This is a genomic window from Armatimonadota bacterium (genome assembly GCA_016223145.1).
Classification (GTDB): Bacteria; Armatimonadota; Fimbriimonadia; order Fimbriimonadales; family Fimbriimonadaceae; genus Nitrosymbiomonas.
In genome coordinates, this window is sequence record JACRPN010000020.1 from 87,121 (window position 1) to 99,072 (window position 11,952).

13 protein-coding genes are annotated in these 11,952 nt (G+C 61.2%); 8 read left to right on the forward strand and 5 right to left on the reverse strand.

Going from position 1 to position 11,952, the window contains the following annotated elements; translation table 11 throughout:
* Positions 1–41 precede the first annotated feature (41 nt).
* Positions 42–1,292 (forward strand): tyrosine--tRNA ligase, encoded by a 1,251-nt coding sequence (locus tag HZC36_15465; GenBank protein MBI5708380.1) that lies wholly within the window; start codon positions 42–44, stop codon positions 1,290–1,292.
* Entirely contained in the window at positions 1,289–1,996 is a 708-nt protein-coding gene (locus tag HZC36_15470) for a DNA alkylation repair protein (protein MBI5708381.1), read from the forward strand. The genes HZC36_15465 and HZC36_15470 overlap by 4 nt, the downstream gene beginning before the upstream one ends.
* 47 nt (positions 1,997–2,043) lie before the next feature.
* Here the strand turns inward: HZC36_15470 and HZC36_15475 are convergent, their stop codons facing one another.
* Positions 2,044–2,775 (reverse strand): hypothetical protein, encoded by a 732-nt coding sequence (locus tag HZC36_15475; GenBank protein MBI5708382.1) that lies wholly within the window; start codon positions 2,773–2,775, stop codon positions 2,044–2,046.
* Between the two features lie 194 nt (positions 2,776–2,969).
* Between HZC36_15475 and HZC36_15480 the strand changes: the two genes are divergently transcribed.
* A complete protein-coding gene (locus tag HZC36_15480) occupies positions 2,970–4,271 on the forward strand; it encodes a tetratricopeptide repeat protein (protein ID MBI5708383.1) in 1,302 nt (433 codons plus the stop codon).
* Positions 4,272–4,318: 47 nt separating this feature from the next.
* Here the strand turns inward: HZC36_15480 and HZC36_15485 are convergent, their stop codons facing one another.
* Complete coding sequence (locus tag HZC36_15485; GenBank protein ID MBI5708384.1) at positions 4,319–5,671, reverse strand: hypothetical protein; 1,353 nt, start codon at positions 5,669–5,671, stop codon at positions 4,319–4,321.
* 112 nt (positions 5,672–5,783) lie between these two features.
* On the opposite strand from HZC36_15485, the gene HZC36_15490 reads away from it, so the two are divergent.
* On the forward strand, positions 5,784–6,947 hold the full coding sequence (locus HZC36_15490; GenBank protein ID MBI5708385.1) for an exo-alpha-sialidase: 1,164 nt from the start codon (positions 5,784–5,786) through the stop codon (positions 6,945–6,947).
* A 48-nt stretch (positions 6,948–6,995) separates the two neighbouring features.
* Here HZC36_15490 and HZC36_15495 read toward each other — a convergent pair whose 3' ends face one another.
* The gene (locus HZC36_15495; protein ID MBI5708386.1) at positions 6,996–8,198 is read right to left on the reverse strand and encodes a beta-lactamase family protein; all 1,203 of its coding nucleotides are present in this window, start codon (positions 8,196–8,198) and stop codon (positions 6,996–6,998) included.
* Positions 8,199–8,280: 82 nt separating this feature from the next.
* The gene (locus HZC36_15500) at positions 8,281–9,549 is read right to left on the reverse strand and encodes an amidohydrolase family protein (GenBank protein ID MBI5708387.1); all 1,269 of its coding nucleotides are present in this window, start codon (positions 9,547–9,549) and stop codon (positions 8,281–8,283) included.
* Positions 9,550–9,805: 256 nt separating this feature from the next.
* On the opposite strand from HZC36_15500, the gene HZC36_15505 reads away from it, so the two are divergent.
* Genes HZC36_15505 through HZC36_15515 form a run of 3 tightly spaced genes read left to right on the forward strand, consistent with a single transcriptional unit; the run spans position 9,806 to position 10,750 of the window.
* Complete coding sequence (locus HZC36_15505) at positions 9,806–10,072, forward strand: amphi-Trp domain-containing protein (GenBank protein MBI5708388.1); 267 nt, start codon at positions 9,806–9,808, stop codon at positions 10,070–10,072.
* Between the two features lies 1 nt (position 10,073).
* Positions 10,074–10,415 carry a zf-TFIIB domain-containing protein gene (locus HZC36_15510; GenBank protein MBI5708389.1) on the forward strand — a complete coding sequence of 114 codons (342 nt, stop codon included), beginning with the start codon at positions 10,074–10,076 and terminating at the stop codon, positions 10,413–10,415.
* Between the two features lie 38 nt (positions 10,416–10,453).
* Complete coding sequence (locus tag HZC36_15515) at positions 10,454–10,750, forward strand: MoaD/ThiS family protein (GenBank protein ID MBI5708390.1); 297 nt, start codon at positions 10,454–10,456, stop codon at positions 10,748–10,750.
* Here the strand turns inward: HZC36_15515 and HZC36_15520 are convergent.
* The gene (locus HZC36_15520; protein ID MBI5708391.1) at positions 10,719–11,672 is read right to left on the reverse strand and encodes a hypothetical protein; all 954 of its coding nucleotides are present in this window, start codon (positions 11,670–11,672) and stop codon (positions 10,719–10,721) included. The genes HZC36_15515 and HZC36_15520 overlap by 32 nt on opposite strands.
* A gap of 88 nt (positions 11,673–11,760) precedes the next feature.
* Here HZC36_15520 and HZC36_15525 point away from each other — a divergent pair.
* On the forward strand, positions 11,761–11,952 hold a 192-nt coding region (locus HZC36_15525; GenBank protein MBI5708392.1), incomplete at its 3' end, for a hypothetical protein.

The following is an 11,952-nucleotide window of genomic DNA, read 5'->3' on the forward strand; positions in this document are numbered from 1 at the left end:
GGTCGGAGGTTTCGTTTTGTCCCGGTAAACTCCCGCCCTCCATGACCGTCGACGAACAGATCGCCATCCTTAAGCGCGGGGCAGCCGAGATCATCAGCGAAGAGGAGCTGAGGACCAAGCTCGCCAAGGGCAGGCCGCTGCGCGTCAAGCTGGGAGTCGACCCCACCGCGCGCGACGTCACCCTCGGCTGGGCCGTGGTCCTGCGCAAATTGCGCGACTTCCAGCGTCTCGGCCACACCGCTTGCCTTGTCATCGGCGACTTCACCGCCATGATCGGCGATCCCAGCGGCAAGAGCAAGACCCGCAAGCAGCTCAGCCGCGAGGAGGTCCTTCACAACGTCGAGGGCGTGAAGTCTCAGTTCGACAAGATCCTGGACGTCGAGAAGGCCGAGATCCGGCCAAACAGCGAGTGGCTCGGCGCCATGGGCTTCGAGGACGTCCTGCGGCTCTGCGGCAAGGTCACGGTCGCCCGCATCATGGAGCGCGACGACTTCACCAAACGCTGGAACGCCCACCAGGCCATAGGGATGCACGAACTGATGTACCCCTTACTCCAAGGCACCGATTCTGTGGCCCTTGAGGCGGATGTGGAGCTCGGCGGCACGGACCAGAAGTTCAACAACCTCATGGGCCGCCAGCTTCAGGAGGCGAACGGCCAGGAGGCGCAGGTCGTGCTGCTCATGCCGCTCCTGGTCGGTCTGGACGGCAAAGAAAAGATGTCCCAGTCGCTGGGCAACTACGTTTCCATCGTGGATGAGCCAAACGAGATGTTCGGCAAGGTGATGAGCATTCCGGATGAGTTCACGGACGACGATGCCCAGGCCGCGCTGCCGGAAGCCAAGCGGCGCTGCTCCATGATCAGGAACTGGTTCGAGCTTTGCACCGATGTGCCCATGAACGAGGTCGAGGCGATGCTCGGCCCGGAAATGAACCCGCGCGACGCCAAGGTCCGCCTGGCGCGGGAGATCGTGGCGCTGTATCACGGCCCGGGGGCTGCCGATGCAGCGGTGCGCTACTTCAACGAGACCTTTTCGAAGCGCGAGCAGCCGGTGGATGCGCCCGAGGCGGCGATCCCGGCCGAACTGATCGAGGAAGGCCAAGTTTCTTTGGCTCACTTGATCGCAACGCTGGCGTTGGCCAAATCGAACGGCGCGGCCCGCGACCTCATCAAGGCGGGTGCGGTCTCGATCGAGGGGGAGAAGTTCACCGACCCCTTCGGCAAGGCGGCCGTGGACGACCTGAAGGGCAAGGTCCTCAAGGTCGGCAAGCACCAGTTTCGGAGGCTTGCATGACCGCACAGCAAATCATCTCGGAGATCGAGCCGCTCGGAACCGAGGGCTACCGTCGCGTGCTGCGCAACCACGGCGTGCCGGAGCCGCTCTTAGGCGTGAAGATCGAAGAACTCAAGAAGTACGAGAAGGCGATCAAGAAGGACTACCAACTCGCGCTCGACCTTTTCGACACGGGCATCTACGACGCCATGTATCTGGCCGGACTCATCGCGGACGAAACCAAGATGACCCAAGACGACCTGCGCTCCTGGCAGAAGAAAGCGGGAAGCTCACCGGTAGCCGAATATGCGGTCGCCTGGGTCGCGGCAGAGGGTCCGCACGGTTGGGATCTGGCTCTGGAGTGGATTGATTCGGGCGATGAGGATGCCGCAGTCGTGGGCTGGGGAACGCTGTCGAGTGTGGTTGCGGTGCGGGAGGACTCCCAGCTTGATATCAACGCCCTGAAAGAGCTGCTGGAGCGTGTGAAGACGACGATCCACGATCAGCCAAACCGCGTGCGCTCCAAGATGAACGGCTTTGTGATCTCGCTTGGCTCCTACGTGAGCGCGCTCACAGACGAGGCGCTGAAAGCCGGAGAGGAGATCGGCAGGGTGAAGGTGGACATGGGCAAGACCGCGTGCAAGGTCCCGTTTGCGCCGGACTACATCCGCAAGGTGGTCTCAATGGGCCGCATCGGCAAGAAGCGCAAATCGGCGAGGTGTTGACTCCTATTCGAGCGTCGGCACAGACCGGGATTCAGGGAGTTTGCTGCCTAGAAGTTGTTGGGAATCCTGACCCGCCGGCGGACTTGGATATCATCAACCTCAAATCCGGTATAAAGCGTCGGCTCGCGGAAGTCTTGAAGGACGACGACGTTTATCAGTTCGTTGATCCTCCAGGCAGGACACGTGAATCGAGGCGTTTCGCCTTTCATCCCTCCTCCGATGTCGTACCTGCCATAGACTTGGAGGTTTTGTCTGTCAATGACGACTTCGAACTTGGCGTGCTGATCCAAGACCGGCGCCACAGCAAAGCGTGCGCTGTCGTTGCCGGTAACGCCTCGAGCTTCAAACACCCACTGTCCTCCTGCGACGTCAAAACCGAGAGATGAGCCAGCACCGGGGCTGAGCCCAAGGCCCGCACTGTGAGATGCAAACATGGGGTATGCGCCTGGTTGGGCGTATGCCTTCCAAGTAACCGTCACAAAGGGACTGACACCCGCAATGTTCACGGGGTGGTATGCCCGCATTTGTAGGTTCGGGGCGATCGCGTTAAGACCTGACAGGATCCGCGATTCAAGACCATTGAGGCCATCGACAACGTCCACCAGCCCGATGTTGTTGCCGTAAGGAAGAGCTCCGTCGTCAACTTGCCAGCCATTCTGGCCTCGGATGTTGCCGAGGATGGTGGCTTCGAAGTCTTCCTCGAAGATCATTTGTGCTGGCGAGGAAGAAGCGATCAGAGATGCAAGTGTTGCAGCGGACAGTAGCTTTAGGTAACGCATGGTGTAGATGCTCCGAAAGATGAGGGATGTCGGGGTGCCAAAGCAGATGGACAGCCCCCAGCATAGGCGAACGCACTGCCATTCGCCAGACAACTTAAGCTCAGATAAGCGGTTCGCCGAATCTCAGCTTATCTTGGGTGTCGAGGGCAAGGGATAATGGTTCTGAGCGAAGCACTCGAAGCGGAGCGAGCGGCATGATGGGCGGCCAGAAGCAGACGAGGAGAAGAGCGGTCAGGCTCACCGTAGAGGCCCTGGAGCGGATGAACCACGCGCTTGTCGGCGTGTGGGACAGGGACGAACGTGAAGGCAAGCTGACACAAGAGGTTCGCGCCGAGTTAATGGGGATCAGCCTGGCAAGTGCGAACAGAGTGGCCGCCAGGCAAGGGGTGGACCGGGCAACCCTCATCCTTGCTTTCAGGAGCCTTGGCCTCGTGTGGAGCGACTCCTATTGTGAGTTTGTCGAGCGGCCTGATCCGGGCCAGCCCCCAATGGGCGGCACCGAACAAGTGGCGCTTTCCAAGACGCGCACGTCTCGCCGTCGCCGATGGTTGATTCTATCCGTGGCGGCCATTGTCGTCTGTTGCACTGCGGTGTGTTTTCCGCTGTTCGTTGTTCCGGCGATCGGAGCGGCGGTCAAGAACCAGAATGAGTGGGCTGTGTATATCCCCCTCGACGATGGAACCAAGAGGTTCCATCGGGGCGACTTCGAAGGAGCGCGCACCCAAATCGCGAAAGCCGTACAGATTGCTCGCAGGCACGAACTGGTGGCTCCCTTGGCATGCGCGGTGCGGATGGCCGGCGACATCGCCGCGGCCCAGGGTGATTTTCAGGAGGCGAAGGCCAACTACGTCCAGGCGTTGGAGCTACGACGAACGCTAAAGGACGATGTCTCTCAGCCCGCAATCCTCGAGGCTCTCGGAGACATCGAGACTAAGTCTGGAGACCTGACGAGCGCCGAGGCCCACCTAAGGGGATCGCTCGAAGGATACCGACGCCTCAAGGACCGGGGCGGAATAGCGATGGCGTCTCGCGATCTTGGAACCCTGTTCTTTGAGCGAGGCAACCTTGACGCCGCGTCAAGTTGGTTCAAAGCGAGCATGCAGTCCCTAAAGGGGTTGCATGGTGGCGATATGGAGACCGATATTCACGCACGGCAAGCCCTTGTCTTAAGAGAGAGGGGTCTGTTTGATGACGCTAGGGCCATCTTGGCATCCTGCCTGACCTATTGGCGGGGCAAATCCCACCCTCGTTGGGTTGCTCAAACGGAGTTCCAGCTTGGGACGGTTGAGGTTGCTGCCGGCAACAATGGAGCAGCCGTGCAGTACTTTGTTCGGAGCCGCAGAGGATTCTCCCAGTTTGGGGATCGAGCCGGCCAATCTGCTTGTGAGACGTGGCTTGAGCGAATTCGGAGTTCCAATCGAACGGCCATTGCTCGCTTTCCAAGCGGGAACAATGACAATATCCGCCAGGCCGGCAGGTTCACCGCTGATCCCTAAGCGGAGGACTGCCGTGCACAAGAACCGACGACCTGTGTTTGGGGCCCCTACCACCTCCAGGGGGCGTCGGGGAAACGCACCAGCGCCTCGCGTTTCGCTTCCAGTTCATGCATCCAGACCAAGGCGAGTCCAACGCCCGCCGCGCCTTGCATCAAGCCCGTCTGTGCCTGAACCGCATTAGGACTGACCCGGTTCTCCGCGAACGTCCACTTGAGCCCAACGCCGGCCGGCTCGGCTTTCGCCAGGAGAAAATCTGCCAATCGCTTGGCGAAGCCAATCTGCTCGGGCTTGCCATCCAGCCGATAGAGGTCGAGGAAGAACCGGAGCATGCCCGCGTCGCCGCAACAGAATCCAAAGTTGTTCCAATAGCCGGGCGCGCGCTTATCCGGGATGCCGCACTTCTGGAGGCTCTCTGCGGCGCGATCGATCCATTTGGCGTAGCCCCTCTCGCGGGTGTTCTTGTGGAGCGCGGCGAAGAGGCGGGCCGTCCCCACGGGGCCGTGGCACCAGCCCAGGTAGTCCAAATCCTCGCCTCCAGGCTTGTGGTGCCAGATCAGACCGTCCTTTCCGGTTAGGCTCATCAGGTACGCCGCGCCCTTCTTTGCAGCGTCCAGGTATTTCGGCTCTTTCGTGGCAACACCCAACTGGGCCAGGAAGTAGGCGAGGCCGGCGGTGCCATGGGAGAAGTTGGGCATCTCGCGCGTATAGCCGGGGGACATCTCCCAGGCCAGATGGGCACCGCTGGGCTGAGAAACGGCGGTCGGGTTCTTGGCAACCGTCAAGAGGTAATCCCCAATTCGGCGGGCTTCATCGCGGAGTTCGTCGTCTTCGCTCTTGCCGTCTTGCTTGGCTCCGGTCGGCTTTGGGAACCGAGCCGCGTAGAGATCGGCTTCCCTCAGGGCCTGGCAGCCCAGGCCCGCGAGCCCCGAAACGATGTCGTTCGAGAGCTGAGCCCTTTGGTTTGGGTCGTTAAGTGCCGCGACGGCAAGATCGAGGGCCCTCCTGGTCAGCGCCATGCCTTCCTTGGCGAGCTTCGGATCGTCGGTGAGCTTGGCCGCGCAGTCGACGGCGAAGGCCACGCCCGCCAAGCCCGTGTAGAGGCCGAAGTCCTTGAGCCCTTTGGATTGCTCGGTCAGGCGCTTTGCCCTCGTCTGCACTTCCGCTTTCAGCATGGCGTTCCTGGTGGCATGGGCCAATTCACACCAGAACACGAGCACTCCCGATTCGCCCGAATACAGCGAGAGGTCCGGCGCATCCGTCTTGGCCGCCGGCCGTTGCTCTTCGGACCGGATCCATACGGCAGTCTTCAAGGCGGCGGCAAGATACGTGTCATCCAGCGCTGAACCCAACACGAAAAAAGCAAACGCCAAAGCCACCATGCCACCCTCATCGTAGCGCAACTTGGTGAAATCCAGCCCGAAAAGGATGACGGGCAGTGTGGAAGGTCGCCCCGGGGAGGAATGTCAACGCGGGCCTACAAGCCAAACTTTGCGCGGGAGTATAGTATCCATCATGCCAAAAGTCAGAGTTCTCGTGGGCACCAAGAAGGGCGCCTTCATCTGCACCTCGGAAGACAGGAAGAGCTGGAACATTGAGGGGCCCATCTTCGGCGGCTGGGAGATCTATCACATGAAGGGCTCACCGGTCGACCCAAACCGCATCTACTGCTCGCAGACGAGCAGCTGGTTCGGCCAGGTGATTCAGCGCTCGGACGATGGCGGCAAGACCTGGAACACGCCCGGCAGCACGGAGGCCGAGCGCATGACCGAATGGGGCTTCCCAGGCGGCGAAAGCAACCGGTTCGTCTACGATGGCGTTGCCGGCACCCACAAGACCTTCGACGGTACCGAGGTGCCCTGGGTCTTCAAGCGCGTCTGGCATTTGGAGCCTTCGCTTGACAACCCCGACGTCTGTTACGCGGGGGTTGAGGACGCGGCGATCTTCATCACTCGCGATGCGGGCAAGACCTGGACGGAGATGAGCGGCCTTCGCAAGCACACGACCGGCAAAGATTGGCAGCCCGGCGCGGGCGGCATGTGCCTGCACACGATCCTCATCGACCCCAAGAACCCGAAGCGGATGTATGTCGCGATCTCGGCGGCAGGGGCCTTCCGCACCGACGATGGCGGCGAGACCTGGAAGCCGATCAACAAGGGCCTGAAGTCCAATTTCATGCCGGATGAAGAGGCCGAGGTGGGCCATTGTGTCCACCGAATCGCCTTTCACCCGTCGAACCCCGACAAGCTCTATATGCAGAAGCACTGGGACATCATGGTCTCGGACAACGCGGGCGACCTCTGGGTCGAAAAGAGCGACGGCCTGCCCAGCGACTTTGGGTTCCCGATCGACGTGCACGCCCACGAGCCAGAGACCATTTACGTGGTCCCGATCTTCAGCGATTCCGAGCACTTCGTGCCTGAGGGCAAGCTCAGGGTCTATCGCAGCAAAACCGGCGGCAACAACTGGGAGCCGCTCACGAACGGTCTGCCCCAAGAGAACTGCTATGTGAACGTGCTGCGCGAGGCGATGGCGGTGGACCGCATGCTCGAATGCGGCGTGTACTTTGGCACGACCAGCGGCGAGGTCTATTGCTCGCCGGATGGCGGCGACCATTGGCACGCGATCGGCGAGCACTTCCCTGGCGTCTTGAGCGTGGAAGTTCAGACGCTCGACTGAGGCGAATCAAGAGCGCCGGATTGGCTCGCCGAGCGTCTTTTCAGACGATCAGCGAGCTCTCTCCGTTGAAAGCTTCAGCTCTTCCTCAACGATGGCGGCCAGTTCATGAAGGTAGCGGCGTCTATGGCGAAGCAGTTCACGCCCACCGTCCGCGTTGAACTGGATCGCGACGGCGACCCCGCTGGGCAGCAGTTCCATTTCGGTCAAATAGCCCGGGAAAAAGCCTCCGTGGCCAAAGCTTTTGCCGCCAGGCGATTCGAAGATCTGGGCCCCAAGTCCATACTGCTCTCCGGGGCCGGCGCCGGTCGACGCCGGCACGCCTTCCTTCTGCGCCATAGACATCGCGCCATTCAGCACCCTGCCGCTGAACAGCGCTTGCGTCCAGCGCGCGAGATCTTGGGCATTGGATAGAAATCCGCCCCCTGCCCATTCGAACTGGGGATTGATGACCATCTTTCCCCCCTCGATAGACTTGGGCCCCCCGGTGAATGATGCGCCCGACGTAACGTGGCCCTGCACCAACCCCGGAAGGTCCCGACGATCTGAGGGGCTCGTGTTCACCAAGCCGAATGGCTTCAAAAACAGCCTCTCGATCTCGCGGTAGGCTGCCCTTCCCGTCGCCTTTTCAGCCGTGAAAGCCGCAACGACGAAGTTCGCATCGGCATAGCTCCAGCCTTTGCCGATCTCGAACGATGGCTTGGTGTCCAGCATGTAGCCGATAAGCTCTTGCGGGGACCAAACCTTGTCCGGTTCGGCCCGCAACTTGGCGACGAGGCCATTGTTGTAGACGTGCTCGCGAATCCCGCTCTGGTGGCGTAGCAAGTGCCTGAGCGTGATGGACTGAGCGTTTGGGAGCCTGTCAAACCAGGGTTCTTGGCCGATCCAGGTAGCGATCGGCTTGTCCAAGTCGAGCTTGCCTTCCTCGACGAGTCGGAGGATCCAGGCAGCAAAGAACGTCTTTCCCGCGCTGCCCGCCAGCATTCGGCTTTCCGGACGCATCTTGGCGCCGGTGTCTCGATCGGCAAGCCCGTAGGCAACGGCGCCGCTCTTGCCGTTGGCGAGCGCCCACCCGAAGACGGCTCCCGGAAACCCAGACTCCTTCTGAAAGGTCTCCAGCTTGGCCTGAACTCGCGCCTGAATCCGCTCGGCCAAGGGTGGGTTGCCTTGAGACCACGACATTAGGGCGAGGCCAAGGCTGAGATATCCAGCGAGATGACGCCAAGTGAAGACTCGGGCTGCGGCGGAGGTCATGCGCTCATTCTGCCTCATCGGCCGCTGAACGGCAAGGAACCCGCCGCCGATCGCGTTGACACGCCTTGGGCAAGCTTGAAACTTAGCTCGATGCGGGATTTGGGAACGCCTCCCTCGCATTCCCGTTCATGATCCTCTCGATCAGCGGCTTCGCTTCCTCAAGCCTCAGCCAGCCCTCTTGAACCATCTCCGAAACGGCCTGCGCGATGCCCATGCGTGCGATGCGACTGTGGCCATAGACGGTTTCCACGGTGATGTAATCGCCGCCAAAAGTGAACAGCTTGCTCGCCGGGGCGGCCAGCATGTACTCCTTGAGGAAGCTCACGCAGGCTCTCGGCGACAGGATCCACGCCCAGCACATGTCGATGTACACGTTGGCGTAGTGCTTGGCCAGCGCGATCATCTCGTGCTGGTAGGGAAAGCCGATGTGCATCAGCACAAAACGAGCCTCTCGGTGCCGCTGCAAAAGTGAGCAGAGGTCCGAGGCGTTTCTGCGCACTCGCTCCAGAGGCATGTACCCGTAGCCTGCCATCGTCCCGGTGTGCAGTTTTACAGGAAGGCCGACCTCCGTGGCCTTTCGCACGCAGGCGTCGAAGAGAAAATCCTCCAGCGGCTTGCGATCCTCGGGCGACAACGATTCGCCTTGCACCCATCGCACGAAGACCCGCTCGGCTGCGGCTTGGTCGGGCTCCCCGAAATCAAGACCGCGCTCATAGGCGCACTGACTTTTGACCGCGACCGCCTTCGGGCCGAACTTCCGGAACTTGCGCTCGATGACCCCGAGCCAGTCATCGAGACAGCGCGCTCCCTCCCCCTCGACAAAGTCCCGGTCCAAGCTGGTGCTCAACGAGAGGATGCTCAGGTCTTGGCGCAGCAGGTCCGGCTGGCTCGATTCCATGAACAGCGTCTGGAGGGAGTTCACCTGGCAATGGTCCAAGCCGCATTTGTCCTTAAGGATTTCTCGATAGAACCCGGGCCGGATCCACTCGCGGTACTTCTCAGCGATGCGCGGGGCGCTTTCGGCCGTCAGGTCATCCTCGCCGTAAAGCCCCTGAAGCGTGAGGCGGACGGCTTGGCCGTACCCGGTGAGCTTGGCACGCTCCCACCAGGGAAGGAGCAGGGCCGCTTTCTTGTCGGTCGACGTTGCTGGATCGAAGAGCCGCTTCTTCTCCTCTTCGGGCATTCCGGCGCTGGCCAGATCGTCGGCAAAGTAATGCCAGAAGAGGTAGGTCCAGTCGTCGCAAGGGAAGATGCCGTCAAGCTTGCCTTCCAGTCGCTGCTCCTCTTCGATCAGGTGCTCGTGGGTATCCACGAGCGGGGTCTCTTCGACCCAGCCTCGAATTGGGTTCAAGTACTTCCTCCCAGACCGCTCTTCCGGCTCATAGGGTCATTTTGCAGGGCTTCGGCAAATTCGTGCCGTCGATGGAACCCAACCCCAGCATTCGACGTTTGAATCTGAGGACTCCGAAGGGGAGTAGCGCCCGCGGGAACGCGGCGCCGACGTCGTCAGTACGCCCGCAAGGGCCGGCGCGGCAAGAAAGCGCAAGACCTTCGCACATTGGGTGTGCGAAGGTTTTTTTTCGACCCATCGAGTTCGAGGACAGACGATGACAAACAGGACACCGCCGATTCAGCGCGACGTGGAAAGCGTGCGCTCCGTTTCGCAGTTCGTAGCGGCCCTGCGCAAGCTGGCAGACAGCCTGGAGCAGGGTAAGCCACACGCACTCCAAGTCTCAGGTGAACGCATTCTGGTGCCGGCAAGCGCGTCGCTCAGCATCGAGCACGAGCGGAGCGAGACCGAGGAGGAGCTTGAGTTCCAGATGAAATGGCCCGTTGCGGCGTCCGACATCGGATCGTCAGAGGAGGCTGCCTGAGATGCTGTGTCCGAAATGCCACGACCAGATCATGGTCATCGTCGAGCGCAGCGGGGTCGAGATCGAGTACTGCCCGGGATGCCGGGGCGTGTTCCTCGACCGCGGTGAACTGGAGAAACTGATCGTTCAGGCAGATCCTCACATCGGAGCGCCGGCAGGATTCCGGCCCGTCTCCGAGCAGACCGTGGTCCGCGATTCAGATCGGCATGAAAGATCCGGAGGCTATCGCGACGATGGGCGTCGCGAGGGCCAACGAAGGCGAGAGGACGACGACGATGACGACTATCGGGATCGCAAGAAGCGCCGCGGGGGATTCCTGAGTGAGATCTTCGACTTCGATTGAGGGTCCTGCGTCAGATGGCATAAACTGAAAGCATGGCTGTGGTCCGCGTCGTCCTACCCCACCACCTCCGCAACCTGGCTCGTGTTGGGGCCGAGGTGACCCTCGAAGTGGGTGATCCGGTGACGATCCGGACCGTCATGGAAGCGCTGGAGGCCGCCCATCCCAACCTTCGGGGGACAATTCGGGAGCATGGGTCGCTGAAGCGCAGGCCGTTCGTGAGGTTCTTTGCCTGTGCCGAGGACATCTCGTTTCAGGATCCGGAGTTGGCGCTTCCAGAGGCGATCGTGAACGGCAGCGAGCCGTTCATGGTGATCGGGGCGATTGCGGGAGGATAGATGTTCCTGACAGCCTGGTGAGTTCTTCGCGTGCGATGAGCCACTGGAGCATCTCCCTGTTGACGATTGGCTTGCACACTTCCATCAGTCGTTTAGCCTCCAGGAAGTGGTGCTTTGCTCCTGCCCAATCTCCACGCCTTTTGGCGTCTCCGCCGAGCGCCATCAGGGCGAAAACCGCCACGAGCCGCTTCTGCTCAGCTTCGTCGACATCCAGCTTTCGATCAGCCGCGTAGCCCCCTGCAGCCATCTGAACCAGGGCGGCCCTTCCTTTGGCGGCAGCTCGCAGAGGGACGATCTGGCTGGCCCGGTCCACATACCAAGGGTCCCGTGGTGGCTCGATCGGGCTCCAGGCATCGATGTCGACTTCAATCAGTTCTTGCGCCCTTAGTGCACTCGCCAGGTCGCCCTTCAGGCGGAAAGCGTTGACTATGAGCTCAAGCGCCCGCTTCCGCTTTTGGTGCCAGTACGAGAACTTCTCTTGAAGCCCCTTGGCAACGGGGTCGGAGTCATTCGGCGCGAGACTTCGCCAAGACTTGAAGTAGTCGGCGACTGTGGCTATGCGGGAGCCTCGGTAGACGCCCAGGGGTTCGAGTCCAGGCGTCGCAAACCGGATGGCTTCGGCGGGCGCGTCGGCGAGCAGGTAGATTTCGCCTCGAGAGAACTCCAGCGAGTCCCGAGCTTCCGGTTTGAGTCCCTTCATCGCGGCAATCGCCTTGGCCGATGAATCCAGCGCTGACCGCCAGTCTCTACCCCTCATGGCGCGCGAAAACGTCGCACGAGCTGCGGCGCACTCTGGGGTTTCCCCTGGCAACGGAGCAGCCATTGTCCACTCGATCCCCAGATGAGGACGCTCGGCTAGTTCCTTCCATGCCTGAACTGGGCTGAAGCAGATCACTCCGAGGATAAGTGCGATGTGGGTCATTCCCTGTCTCCCATACCTATGACGACTTTCGTCCCGATTCGTCACGGCCCGAGCCAGTTCACGCTATCGCTCCAGTAATCTCTTCCGCGTGAGCGACACGTTTTCGAACGTCTACGAGGATGCGGCAAGAGCCGCATCCTACGCGGCCCTGGAGTTCCCCGGCACCTACTACCTGGCCTACCGAGATTTGCCGGAGATCATCAAGAGGCACTTGTCTCCCACCCCTAACCCCTCCCTCATTTCGGCGGACCGAAACAAGGGAGGGGAATCCTCCTCACCA

Excerpts from the sequence above, each read along its gene's own strand:
- HZC36_15475 (MBI5708382.1), bottom strand. The coding sequence starts at position 2,775 with ATGCGTTACCTAAAGCTACTGTCCGCTGCAACACTTGCATCTCTGATC.
- HZC36_15520 (MBI5708391.1), bottom strand. The coding sequence starts at position 11,672 with ATGACCCACATCGCACTTATCCTCGGAGTGATCTGCTTCAGCCCAGTT.
- HZC36_15510 (MBI5708389.1), top strand. The coding sequence starts at position 10,074 with ATGCTGTGTCCGAAATGCCACGACCAGATCATGGTCATCGTCGAGCGC.
- HZC36_15505 (MBI5708388.1), top strand. The coding sequence starts at position 9,806 with ATGACAAACAGGACACCGCCGATTCAGCGCGACGTGGAAAGCGTGCGC.
- HZC36_15480 (MBI5708383.1), top strand. The coding sequence starts at position 2,970 with ATGATGGGCGGCCAGAAGCAGACGAGGAGAAGAGCGGTCAGGCTCACC.
- HZC36_15465 (MBI5708380.1), top strand. The coding sequence starts at position 42 with ATGACCGTCGACGAACAGATCGCCATCCTTAAGCGCGGGGCAGCCGAG.
- HZC36_15470 (MBI5708381.1), top strand. The coding sequence starts at position 1,289 with ATGACCGCACAGCAAATCATCTCGGAGATCGAGCCGCTCGGAACCGAG.
- HZC36_15495 (MBI5708386.1), bottom strand. The coding sequence starts at position 8,198 with ATGACCTCCGCCGCAGCCCGAGTCTTCACTTGGCGTCATCTCGCTGGA.
- HZC36_15490 (MBI5708385.1), top strand. The coding sequence starts at position 5,784 with ATGCCAAAAGTCAGAGTTCTCGTGGGCACCAAGAAGGGCGCCTTCATC.